Genomic DNA, 12,510 nt, shown 5'->3' on the forward strand with positions numbered 1-12,510 from the left:
TGTTTTTTTATCTCGAAGAGAAGTATCCTGAATCATTTGAGTTTTTCTATCATGAATCTTTTCTGCTTTTTTGCCGCAGACAGGACATTTAACATGATCTATTTTATAGTCAGCTACAAAAACTAAATATTCCTCCGTTTTAATTAAATCTGTTGCAACTAGGTCTGGTAAATCCATTAAATCTGTGATAAGATTATTATGCATTTGCTTGACTCCTTTATTGAATTTTTGGTGTTGTAACTATTTAATTCAACGGAGCCAGGCAAATGCCTTTTTTATTTAGATATTTTTAGATTTACAGTTTTTTCTTCACAACATTAATTATACAACCTAAATTTTAAATAAATCTTAAAAATTTATAATATCAGCCAGGAAGAGTTTAAAATCTCCCTGGCTGAATAAATTAATTAATCTCCATAATAAAAATCAACATTATCTTTTGTAACCAGGTTAACACCGGTATCTACATAATTTGGAAGAGGATTTATTCCTGCTTCTTTCCAGTCACCATCACCAATTGGGTTTAATAAACCTTCATTGAGATGGAACAGGAACATCTGACCCCAGTAGCCCATATTCCAGGTTCCCTGTGCCAGTGTAGCATCAATAATTCCGTCTTTAACATAATCTAAAGTTCCTTTGTCAGTATCAAAACTAACTATATCAATTGAATCAACCATATCAGCTTCTTTGACAGCAGTAGCTGCACCTACACCGGTAGAAGCTTCGGTTGTAAATACACCAACTAGATCTGGATTAGCCTGAATCATAGATCCCATAGCTCTGGCAGAAGCAGCTTGATCTGATTGACCATCCTGGATAGAAACAACTTCCATATCTGGATAATTATTAGCAATTGTCTCTTCAAATCCTTGAGCTCTTTCTTCGTGATTTAGCTGACCTGGAATAGTTATTAAACCTAAGTCACCTTTTTCATCATTAAGTTCAGCAAGATAATTAGCTGCTGTTACTCCAGCTTCATAGTTAGAAGTAGCTAAAAAAGAATATCTGTCAGAATCAGGTGCATCAGCATCGAAAGTAACAACGGGAATTCCAGCTTCCATAGCTCTGTTAATTGGACCAGCTAGTGCATCAGGATTAATGCAGGTTAATAAAATACCTGCTGGGTTTTGAGAAATAACCTGTTCTAATACTGTTACCTGTTGATTAATATCATAATCATTGGCTCCAGTATATCTGGTTGAAACTCCTAAGTTTTTAGCTGCATCTTCCATACCACGATAGGCAGGTTTCCAGTATTCAATTCCAGAAACAAAAGTTACCATTACATACTCATCATCAGGATCACCTTTTAGTGGTGTATCATCTTGAGCAGCAACTGTACCAATAAAGCTAAGACTTAAGACAAGAACCATCATTAAAACTAATAATTTTTTCAAGCTAAACCCCTCCATTTTTAATTTTTATTTAATCTGTAATCCTGATATCAGGATTAACAGCTAAATAAACAAATTTAATTATTTTGCACCATGAACCTTCATATCAATAATTACTGCCGTTAGTAAAACTAAACCAATAACTAATTGCTGCCAGTAAACTGATACTCCTAATAGAACAAGCGCATTATTTACCAAAGCTACCAGGATAATTCCTAAAAATGCTCCCAAAACAGTTCCTTCTCCACCAGTTAAACTAGCACCACCAATTACTGCTCCAGCAATGGCTCTTAATTCAGCTCCTGTTCCAGCTGTTGGAGTTGCAACTCCAAAACGAGCTAAATTAAGAATACCAGCAAAACCAGCTAAAGCTGAGCAGAGAATATAAACTAAAATTTTGGTTCGATTAACATTAATTCCGGAGAACTTGGCTGCTTCTTCATTTGAACCAACATAATAAATTTTACGGAAAATTTTTGAATTTCTCATTAAAAAGTCCATAACTATGACTAAAATTATCAAGATCAAACCAGGATTTGGAATGCCAAAAGTTTTGCCGCCACCTATAAAATCAAATAAATCAGAAATTTCCCCTATACTTACAGGTGATCCTTTTGTAACAATATAGGCTAGACCTCTTGCAATTGACATCATACTTAAAGTAGTAATAAAAGGACTTAATTTAATTTTAGTTACAAATTGTGAAATACTAAACCCAATAAAAATAGATAAAACCATTGAAACCAAAACAGAAATCCAGATATTAACTCCAAGTGTAACCATTGTCATACCAGCTAGCACATTACTAAATGCCATTACTGAGCCGACTGATAAATCAATTCCACCAACAACTAAAACTAAAGTCATACCAACTGCCATAATTCCATCCATTGATAAACCAATTAGAGTTGTATTAATATTGTATCTGCTTAAAAATCCTGGTGCAAAAACACTTAAAAGCAGTGCAAAAGCAATTATTACTAAAGCAAGTGAAGCTTCTCGAAAGCCAAATAACTTTTTAAGAAAACTAGAGTTTTGTGCATTTTCCATTCCGATTTATCCCTCCAATAATTAGTTATTAAAATCATCTTTTCTACCAGAAGCATACATCATAACTTCTTCTTCGGTTGCTGTCTTAGCATCTAACTCACCAACAAGTCTTCCCTGATGCATAATTAAAATTCTGTCACTCAAGCCTAAAATTTCTGGTAATTCAGAAGAAATAAACATTACTGCATGACCATTGTTAGAAAGTTCCCGAAGAGTAGCATGTATTTCAAATTTAGCGCCAACATCAATTCCTCGAGTTGGCTCATCTAAAATCAAAACTCTGGGATCAACAGCAAGCCATTTTGCCAATAATACTTTTTGTTGATTACCACCACTTAAACTTTTAACAGGCTGCTCTAAATCAGCATATTTAGTATTCATGATTTTTACAAATTTTTCTCCGACCGCAGCTACCTTTTTCTTATCTACCATACCATTTCTTGTCACCTGTTCTAAATCAGCTGCCACTACATTAGCATTTAGATCCATTTCTAGAAAAAGTCCCTGAGCTTTACGGTCTTCTGTGATATAAATCAAACCTTGATCAATGTTTTCTCTGGTATTATTAGCTGTAACATCCTTATCAAATAATTTAATCGTACCACTATCAGGCTGATTTATGCCAAAAACTGTCTGCATTGTTTCAGAACGACCAGCACCAATTAAACCAAATACACCAACAATTTCTTTTTCATTAATTTGAAAACTAATATTTTCAAATTCATCTTCTCGACTTATATTAGCGACCGATAAAACACTTTTTCCAATTTCAGTTCCTTTATCCGGATAAGATTGGTCCAATTCTCGACCAACCATCATGCGAACAATATCATCTGGCTCAATTTCAGCAACCTGACCAGAACCAACATAAACACCATCTCGCAAAACTGTATAGCTATCACAAATATGAAAAATTTCTTTTAAGCGATGACTAATAAAAAAGATGGCTATACCTTCTTTTTTCAATCTAAGTAGATTTTCAAATAATATTTTAGACTCTGATTCTGTTAAAGAAGAAGTTGGTTCATCTAAAATTAAAACACGAGCATTAATAGAAAGAGCTTTAGCAATCTCTACCATTTGCTGTTCAGAAATACTCAATCTGCCAACTGGCTGCTTAACATCTATCTTTAAGTTGAGCCGTGCTAAAACTTTTTCCGCTTCCAGACGCATTTCCTTAAAGTTAACTAGACCACGTTTCTTTTCAGGAACTCTCCCCATAAAAATATTTTCAGCAACGCTAACTTCTGGACACAGGCTCAATTCCTGATGAACAATACTAATTCCTCGCGCCTGCGCTTGACTAGGATTTAAATCAACTAATTTTTCTCCATCAAAAAGAATATCACCTTCATCTGGCTGTAAAATACCAGTCATAATATTCATTAAAGTTGATTTACCTGCCCCATTTTCTCCACAAACAGCCTGAATTTCACCAGAACTAATTTGAATATTAACATCTTTTAAGGCCTGGGTGCCATAAAAGGATTTACTAATACCTTTCATTTCTAAAAGTGCACTCATTTAAATTTAACTACCTCCTTTTTAGCTCTTTACATGAATCTCTAACTATTAATTCAGGATTATATAAAAATCTGGGTTTTTCAACCCCGATTTCCAACATATTAAATAGCAGACGAGCTGCATGTCTGCCTAATTCAGCTTTTGGATGTCTAACTGTAGTTAGACGAACATTATTAGAAGCAGCCAGAAATGAATCATCAAATCCAATCACAGATAAATCATCTGGTATTTTAAGCTTTTTATCTAAAATTGCCTGAATTACTGAAATAGCAACTTCATCATTATAACACAATACTGCTGTTGGACGATCGGCTTTATTCAATAATTTATTTGTATAATGATAAGGATAAGAAGCTATCTGACTGGTGATATAACTGCCAATTTCTACTGAATCAAGGTCAACCTGATAGTCTTTTAAAGCAGCAAGAAATCCTTTTTTTCTAATATCACCCTGAAGATCATCTTGTTTAAAAATTCCAGCAATATTTCTATGACCCAGCTGTAGCAAATACTGAGCTGCTTTATAAGCTCCTCGATAATCATTAACTATTGCATAAGAGGGATCAAGACTTTTATAATAGGCATTTAACATGACATAGGGAATCTTTTTATTATTTAACTCCTGATATAAATCCATATTTAATTTATTAACCGCACTTTTAGTTGGTTCAATAATTAATCCATCTACCTGATCATTAATTATTTTTTTTAAATGCTTGCGTTCTTTATCAGGATCATTATCAGTATTAGCAAGTGTTAATGTGTAATGTTTAGAACTAACAACTTCTTCAATCCCTGAAATAATCTGAGGAAAAATGTAGTTAGAAAGATAAGTTGTAATTACTGCAATCTTCTTTTCTCGCTTAACTTTTTTAGGATCTTTATAAAAAGTACCTTTACCACGCTGACGATAAACTACTCCATTTTTTTCTAATTGGTCAAGAGCTCTTCTGATAGTATCTCTACTAAAACTAAAATGTTCAGCTACTTGTGATTCAGAAGGTAATATTTCTCCATCTGTTAAATTATTATCATTAATATACTCTTTATAAAAATCCATTACTTTTTCATATTTTGCTTTTTTCATTATACCACAACTTCCCCTACAATTATTTAAGTTGTACATACTTTTCTGATTTTTATTATATAATAATTTTCTGAATAAATCAACAGTTTTAATAAATTAACTTAAAGAGCAGTTTAAACTGCTCTTTAAGTTAACATTTTATAACAAATTAAACCTATTGAAATGGTAACTCATCGTAATTATATTCATCAACAATCATAGTTGGAGTTACATTAAATTGAGGAACTTCTTTGCCATCAAAATGATCTTTAATTGCTCGCATAGTAATTCTGCCCATTTCAGTTGGAAAAACTGCTAAAGTACCAGTCAAACGACCTTTACCAACATCATCAATAGCATCTGGATTTCCATCAATTCCTAAAGTAAATACTTCTTTATTCATTGATCGAGCACCCTGAGCTGCCCCCTGGGCCATAGCATCACTCATGCCGAAAAATAAATCGATACCAGGTCTAGCCTGTAGTAAGTTTTCAGCAACATTGAGACCTTTTTCTCTCTCCCAATCTGCTGGTTGAGATGCTGCAATTTCTATTTCAGGAAATTTTTCTAAAACTTCCATAAATCCACCTTTACGTTCAGTGTTATGATAACCAGGAACTCCTTCTAAAATTGCAATTTTACCATCTAACTCACCATATTTTTCATGTAATAATTCAACAGCTCTTAAACCCACTTTACGTCCCCCAGCTCTTTGATCATAGCCAACATAAGAAACTACATCTCCACTGGGAAGCTCAGTTAAAGAATTAAAAACAAAAACAGGAATTCCCGCTTCATTTGCTTTTTCAACAGCTGGAGCTACAGCCTTATTGTTAATAGCACATAATGCTATAGCATCAACTTCCCGTTGAATCATATCTTCTACCATACTAACTTGTTTTTGGAAATTAGTTTCTCGATCAGGAGCAAGTTTATAAAGCTTCCAACCATATTCTTCAGCCATTTGAGTAGCACCTTCATTAGTAGCTTTATAAAAAGTACTGGTTAAAGCAGGTGAAATCATTGCAACTTCGATCTGATCCTGGGCAGTAACTATCAGGCTAAAAGTTGTTAAAATAACTAACAGCATAATTATAGTTTTCTTTAACAATTTAATTCCTCCTTTTAATTTGGCTAAATAATTAAATTACCTTTACTTAATTATCTTTATTTTATCACCTCCTTCATCTAAATTAATTAGACTTAAGATTGGCAAAAAATGAACTTAAGGTACCTTCTTGATCTTCTGAGCTCTGCTTTCTAACTACATCAACTGTTACAGCCAGTAAAATTATTAGTCCAAGAATAACTCGCTGCCAGTGTGAAGAAACTAAAAGAAGATTGAGACCATTTCTGACAACTCCCATAATTAAAGCTCCAATTAGTGAACCAACAATTCTACCACGACCTCCACTTAAACTTGTTCCTCCAATAACTACAGCAGCAATAACATCTAATTCAAAACCATCACCTGCAACTGAAGTGGCTGCATCAAGTCTACCAGCAAGAATTAGTCCAGCCAGCGCAGCAAAAAAACCTGTCAAAGCATACACTATTGTTTTATAATATTTAGTATTTATACCAGATAAAATAGCAGCTTCTTCATTGCCCCCTAATGCATAAGCATAACGACCAATTTTAGTTTTATTTAAAAGGAAATAACAAATTAAATAAGTAATTACCATTAAGATAGCTGGAAATGGTACAGGACCAATCATTCCAGCTCCTAAGTATTTAAAACTTTCCGGTAAACCATAGATAGGAGCACCATCAGTATAAACAAAAGCAAATCCCCTTGCGACTCCCATCATACCAAGAGTTGAAATAAAAGGTGGTAATGGAATTCTGGTAATCAAAACTCCATTTATTATTCCTAACACTCCGCCAGCTAATAGGCCAAAAATAACTGCCAACCAGACATTCCAGCCATGACTAACCATCATCCCGGCGGTTAGGCAGCTAGATAAACTGAGAACTGATCCTACAGATAGATCAATTCCACCTGTAATAATAACAAATGTCATTCCAGCAGCTGCTATCGCTATTAAAGAAGACTGTCTTAAAATATTCATTAAATTAGTTAAGGTTAAAAAATGAGGTGAAGCAACTGTCATGATAATACCTAATAAAATTAAACCTGTTAAAGCGCCTAACTCTTTTCCCAGCGAATTTTTTAATTTATTAATTATTGCCACTCTACTCACTCCTTAGTTGCTAGACTTAGTATTTTTTCTTGATCTGCTGCATCAATATCTAATTCACCAGCTATTTTGCCTTGATTCATTACAATAATTCGATCGCTCATCCCTAGAATTTCAGGTAATTCAGAGGAAACCATGATAATTCCAACTCCACTAGCAGCAAGTTCATTCATTAAAGAATAAAATTCCTTTTTAGCTCCAACATCAATCCCTCTAGTTGGTTCATCAAAAATTAAAATCTTGGTCTCTCTAATTAACCATTTAGCAAGTACAACTTTTTGCTGATTCCCACCACTTAAAAATCTAACCTCCTGTTCTCTGTCAGGAGTTTTTATATTTAATTTTTCAATAAATTCATCTGCTAAATCTGCTTCTTGATCAGCTTCAATTACTAAACCATTCATAATTTGATTAATATCAGTTAAAGAAATATTTTCTTTAACTGAGCGGACAAGTACCAAACCCTGTTTTTTCCGATCTTCAGTAATAAAGGCAATACCATTTTCAATTGCATCACGAGGAGTATTTATTTTTACTTCCTGGCCTGCAATAATAATCTTACCAGCTGATTTTTTATCTGCTCCAAATATCGTTCTCATTAATTCAGTTCTACCTGAACCAACTAAACCAGCAAAACCTAGAATCTCTCCTTTTTGCAAGCTAAAACTAATATCCTTAACCTGATTACCGCGTGAAATATGTTCAACTTTCAATATTTCTCCCTGTAAATTAGAGCTTTTAGTGGGAAACTGTTCTTTTAATTCTCGGCCTACCATCTCTTTAATTAAAAGTTCTTTTTCAGTTTCTTCAATTAAATGAGTATTAATATATTGACCATCTCTAAAAACAGTTACTCGATCAGCAACCTGCCAGAGTTCTTTTAAACGGTGAGAAATATAGATTATGGAAATACCTTTTGCTTTTAAATTATTAATCGTCTTAAAAAGCTCCTCAATCTCACTTTCTCCCAGAGCAGCTGTTGGTTCATCCATAATAATAATTTCAGAATCCATCGAAAGTGCTTTGGCTATTTCTACCATTTGCTGCATGGCAACTCCCAAATCTGCAATCCTGGTTGTAGGGTCTAACTTAATTCCCAGATCAGTCAAAATTTTTTTAGTCTGCTGATTAATTGAATCCTGATTAATTATAGTTCCAGCTTTCGTATTTTCTCTGCCTAAAAAAATATTTTCTGCAATAGATAAGTACGGTACTAAATTAAATTCTTGATAAATAACACTAATCCCCAAATCGCGACTATGTTTAGGTCCTTTTATTTCAACTTCTTTACCTTTGAATTTAATCAGACCACCATCTTTTTTATGAACTCCTGATATGATTTTAATTAAAGTAGATTTTCCAGCCCCATTTTCTCCAACTAAAGCATGGACCTCTCCTTTCTTTAATTTAAAATCTACCTGATCTAAAGCCATAACACCAGGAAATTTTTTAGTTATCGCAGATAATTCTAAAATGCTGTTTGTATTCATAGTAAACACTCCTTTTATGGCCTCAAATTCACCTAACCGCTCTAAATAAAATAGAGAATTTTCTGATTTAAAACTTAAAATACTAACTACAAAACACAAATAACCATACATTTAATAAAAATGTATGTACCTTTATCATCTAAAATTATATAATATTTTTCTGAAAAAATCAAATATTTAATTTAATCTAATAATTCTGTTTAAATTTGCTTGTTTTAGGCAAAAAACAAAGCCTGCTAAAACAGCTAAAATGTTCTAGAAGGCTTTATTTTAAACTTATATTTACTTAAATAGATAATTTTTAATTCTTTAAGCTCTGGAGTGGAGCAGGAATTCTGCCTCCCCGGGCAATAAATTCATTGCTACTATAATCACTTAGTTTCATAATTGGAGCTCTTCCAAAAAGACCTCCATAAACTACTTCATCTCCAACATCTTTACCAGGTACTGGTATTATTCTCACAGCTGTAGTTTTACTATTAACCATTCCAATAGCAGCCTCATCGGCTATTATAGCCGAAATTGTTGTAGGAGCTGTACTACCTGGTACGGCAATCATATCAAGTCCAACTGAGCAAACAGCAGTCATCGCTTCTAATTTTTCAATACTGAGAGCTCTTTTTTCAACTGCTTCAATCATACCAGCATCTTCGCTTACAGGAATGAAAGCACCACTTAAGCCACCCACATGAGAAGATGCCATAACTCCACCTTTTTTTACTGCATCATTTAAAAGTGCAAGAGCTGCAGTTGTTCCATGGGCTCCGCAAACTTCAATTCCCATTTCTTCTAAGATCCGGGCCACACTATCTCCAACAGCCGGAGTAGGCGCTAAAGATAAATCAACAATACCTGCCTTAACTCCTAGCATTTCAGAGGCTTCTTTAGCTACTAATTGACCCATTCTAGTAATTTTAAAAGCTGTTTTTTTAATTGTCTCTGCTACAACATCAAAGGCTTCTCCTTTAACTTTTGTCAAAGCTGCTTTGACTGCCCCAGGGCCAGAAATTCCAACATTTATCATACACTCACCTTCTCCTACACCATGAAACGCGCCAGCCATAAATGGATTATCTTCAGGTGCATTGGCAAAAACAACTAGTTTACTAGCAGCTACTCCACCCTGATCAGCTGTTAATTCAGCTGCTTCCTTTACTATTTCCCCCATTTGCTTAACTGCATCCATATTTAAACCTGCTCTGGTAGTACCAATATTAACTGAAGAACATACTCTTTCAGTACTGGCGAGAGCTTCTGGGATTGAATTAATCAAAATTTGATCTGATTTTGTCATCCCTTTATGTACTAAAGCTGAAAAACCTCCAATAAAGTCAACTCCGACTTCTTGAGCAGCTTGATCCATTATTTTAGCAAATTCTACATAATTACTATCTTTACTGGCTGCTGCCACTAGAGAAATTGGAGTTACAGAAATTCTCTTATTAATTATTGGTATATCATATTTAAGTTCTATCTCCTCAGCTACTTTAACTAAATTTCCAGCATAACTAATTATTTTACGATAAATTTTTTCCCGGGCTGCTTTACCATCACTATCTGCACAATCACTAAGTGAAATACCCATTGTAATTGTTCTAATATCAAGTTTTTCTGCTTCTAGCATTCTGATAGTTTCCATTATTTCATAGGTGTTTATCATTTTTGACTTTCCTCCTAAAACTTCTCCTGGTAAAATATAAAATTCTTTAGTTAATACTTAACTAGTTCTTAACCTATAATTATTTAAACTTTTGAAACTTCTATCCCCAACAAAATACGGCTAGATAAGATGTTCAACTAGCTTTTTTTAGTTTAAATTCTGTGCATAGAACGAAATATATCTTCATGCTGCAGTTTAATAGAAACTCCCAGTTCATCTCCTTTAGATTTTAAATCTTTTTTTAGATCTTCTAATGAAGTCTCCAGTCTTTCCAATTCAACTAACATAGTCATTGTAAAATATTCATCAAGAATTGTCTGGCTAATATCTAGGATATTAACCTTTTTTTCTGAGAGAAGACTGCTTACCTGAGCAATAATTCCAATTTGGTCCATCCCAATTACACTAATAATTGCTTTCACTACTAATCTCCCTTTCTACTTTAAAATAAAAAATTTAAAATTTTATAACAGCAAAAATTTATTCTTATCCTTTATATTATCATTTATTCTTGTGCTTTACAACAAAAAACCGCTAGTAGTAAACCAGCGGTTAGCAATTTAATTTAGAGCAAATTAAATTAGTTAAATTTTATTCTTTAATAAACTTAGCTATTTTAAATCTTTAAATCTTAATTTTAAATCTTGATAAAGTTTCCTATAAATAGAATATTTTTCATTATAATAAACCACATTTTCAGGAATCGGCTCAATTATGTTAACTACCTTGACTAATTTTTCTACTATAGAAGCAAAATCAACAAAGATTCCTGCCCCAACTCCTGCAATTATTGCTGCTCCAAAAGCTGGCCCCTGTTCAATATTTAAAAGACTAATTGGATAACCAAAAATATCAGCAGTAATCTGCTGCCACAACTTGCTCTGGGAACCTCCTCCAATAAGCCTAATTTCCTCAAATTCAATTCCCCGCTCCGAGATCAATTCTAATGAATCACGAAGGCCAAAAGTAACTCCTTCCATAACACTTCTAATAAAATGTCCCTGCTGATGCTTACCTGAGATACCAAAAAATACTCCTCGTGCATCTGCATCTGCATGTGGTGTTCTTTCTCCATACAAATAAGGCAAAAAGATTAAACCTTCACTTCCTGCTGGGACTGCAGCAGCTTTTTGATTAAGGCTATCATAATCAAGTTGATCCGCAAAAAGACTTTCTTTTAACCATTTAAATGACATTCCAGCAGCCAACATAACGCCCATCATATAATAACTCTCAGGAACAGCATGGTTAAAAAGATGAATTCTACCGGCTGGATCTGCCTCTGGCTGATCTGTCTGAGCTACCACTACACCAGATGAACCAAGGCTGGCCATTACTCGACCTGGTTTAATTATACCACTGCCAACTGCACCACAAGCATTATCTGCTCCACCAGCAATTACCTTAGTTGTTATAGCAAGACCTGTTAGCTCAGCTGCCATTTGGCTTACCTTACCAACTACAGTAATTGATTTTAGTAAAGGTGGCAAAATATCTCTTTTTAGCTCAAGTAGATCAATTATTTCCTGTGACCACTTCCCAGACTTAATATCACAGAGTAAAGTTCCAGCGGCATCGGAAATATCCATTCCCATTTCACCAGTAAGCATAAATCTAATATAATCTTTTGGTAATAAAACTTTAGCTAATTTTTGATAATTTTCTGGTTCATTATTTTTGAGCCAGAGAATTTTAGGAGCAGTAAATCCTTCTAGGGCAGGATTAGAAACAAGTTTAGCTAACTTTTCTACTCCCCCCACTTTTTGATATATTTCTTTACATTCAGCTGAAGTTCTAGTATCACTCCATAAAATAGCTTTTCTGATAACTTTATTTTGCTGATCCAGAAAAACTGAGCTATGCATCTGACCCGAAAAACTAACTGCTTTAATCTTATTTTTATCAATTTTATTTTCTATAAGCAGAGTTTTAATTACTTTTTGAGTAGCCTGCCACCAATCTATAGGGTTTTGCTCTGCCCACCCAGGATTGGGAGTGAATAACGGATATTCTTCACTATTTTCAGCTGCAATTTTCCCCTCCTGATCCATTAAAAGCGCCTTAACTGCACTTGTCCCTATATCTAAACCTAGTATGTAATTCATCTTTTTCCTCCTGAAAA

At 33.8% G+C, this 12,510-nt stretch carries 11 protein-coding genes; all 11 read right to left on the reverse strand.

Annotation, left to right across the window (positions count from 1 at the left end; genetic code table 11):
* The coding region (locus BMZ74_RS08185; protein WP_089861759.1) for a transposase family protein at positions 1 to 204 on the reverse strand (204 nt) is incomplete at its 3' end.
* Positions 205 to 407: 203 nt separating this feature from the next.
* A complete protein-coding gene (locus BMZ74_RS08190; protein ID WP_218142063.1) occupies positions 408 to 1,400 on the reverse strand; it encodes a substrate-binding domain-containing protein in 993 nt (330 codons plus the stop codon).
* 78 nt (positions 1,401 to 1,478) lie between these two features.
* Positions 1,479 to 2,447, reverse strand: coding sequence for an ABC transporter permease (locus tag BMZ74_RS08195; protein WP_089861761.1), 969 nt, complete (start codon positions 2,445 to 2,447; stop codon positions 1,479 to 1,481).
* A gap of 21 nt (positions 2,448 to 2,468) precedes the next feature.
* Positions 2,469 to 3,971: a sugar ABC transporter ATP-binding protein gene (locus tag BMZ74_RS08200; RefSeq protein ID WP_089861762.1), complete on the reverse strand. Its 1,503-nt coding sequence runs from the start codon at positions 3,969 to 3,971 to the stop codon at positions 2,469 to 2,471.
* 10 nt (positions 3,972 to 3,981) lie between these two features.
* Positions 3,982 to 5,058, reverse strand: a complete 1,077-nt coding sequence (locus tag BMZ74_RS08205; protein ID WP_089861763.1) for a GntR family transcriptional regulator — start codon at positions 5,056 to 5,058, stop codon at positions 3,982 to 3,984.
* 154 nt (positions 5,059 to 5,212) lie between these two features.
* Complete coding sequence (locus BMZ74_RS08210; protein WP_089861764.1) at positions 5,213 to 6,148, reverse strand: sugar ABC transporter substrate-binding protein; 936 nt, start codon at positions 6,146 to 6,148, stop codon at positions 5,213 to 5,215.
* A gap of 82 nt (positions 6,149 to 6,230) precedes the next feature.
* A complete protein-coding gene (locus tag BMZ74_RS08215; protein ID WP_281244084.1) occupies positions 6,231 to 7,223 on the reverse strand; it encodes an ABC transporter permease in 993 nt (330 codons plus the stop codon).
* Positions 7,224 to 7,237: 14 nt separating this feature from the next.
* The gene (locus BMZ74_RS08220; RefSeq protein ID WP_089861765.1) at positions 7,238 to 8,728 is read right to left on the reverse strand and encodes a sugar ABC transporter ATP-binding protein; all 1,491 of its coding nucleotides are present in this window, start codon (positions 8,726 to 8,728) and stop codon (positions 7,238 to 7,240) included.
* Between the two features lie 301 nt (positions 8,729 to 9,029).
* Positions 9,030 to 10,388 carry a PFL family protein gene (locus tag BMZ74_RS08225; protein WP_089861766.1) on the reverse strand — a complete coding sequence of 453 codons (1,359 nt, stop codon included), beginning with the start codon at positions 10,386 to 10,388 and terminating at the stop codon, positions 9,030 to 9,032.
* Positions 10,389 to 10,540: 152 nt separating this feature from the next.
* A complete protein-coding gene (locus BMZ74_RS08230; protein ID WP_089861767.1) occupies positions 10,541 to 10,810 on the reverse strand; it encodes an ACT domain-containing protein in 270 nt (89 codons plus the stop codon).
* A 189-nt stretch (positions 10,811 to 10,999) separates the two neighbouring features.
* Complete coding sequence (gene xylB / locus BMZ74_RS08235) at positions 11,000 to 12,493, reverse strand: xylulokinase (RefSeq protein ID WP_089861768.1); 1,494 nt, start codon at positions 12,491 to 12,493, stop codon at positions 11,000 to 11,002.
* Between the last annotated feature and the right edge of the window lie 17 nt (positions 12,494 to 12,510).

This window comes from Halanaerobium salsuginis (assembly GCF_900114545.1).
Classification (GTDB): Bacteria; Bacillota; Halanaerobiia; order Halanaerobiales; family Halanaerobiaceae; genus Halanaerobium; species Halanaerobium salsuginis.

Bases quoted from the DNA above. Each gene is read 5' to 3' on its own strand.
- BMZ74_RS08195 (WP_089861761.1), bottom strand. From the start codon at position 2,447: ATGGAAAATGCACAAAACTCTAGTTTTCTTAAAAAGTTATTTGGCTTT.
- BMZ74_RS08200 (WP_089861762.1), bottom strand. From the start codon at position 3,971: ATGAGTGCACTTTTAGAAATGAAAGGTATTAGTAAATCCTTTTATGGC.
- BMZ74_RS08205 (WP_089861763.1), bottom strand. From the start codon at position 5,058: ATGAAAAAAGCAAAATATGAAAAAGTAATGGATTTTTATAAAGAGTAT.
- BMZ74_RS08220 (WP_089861765.1), bottom strand. From the start codon at position 8,728: ATGAATACAAACAGCATTTTAGAATTATCTGCGATAACTAAAAAATTT.
- BMZ74_RS08225 (WP_089861766.1), bottom strand. From the start codon at position 10,388: ATGATAAACACCTATGAAATAATGGAAACTATCAGAATGCTAGAAGCA.
- xylB (WP_089861768.1), bottom strand. From the start codon at position 12,493: ATGAATTACATACTAGGTTTAGATATAGGGACAAGTGCAGTTAAGGCG.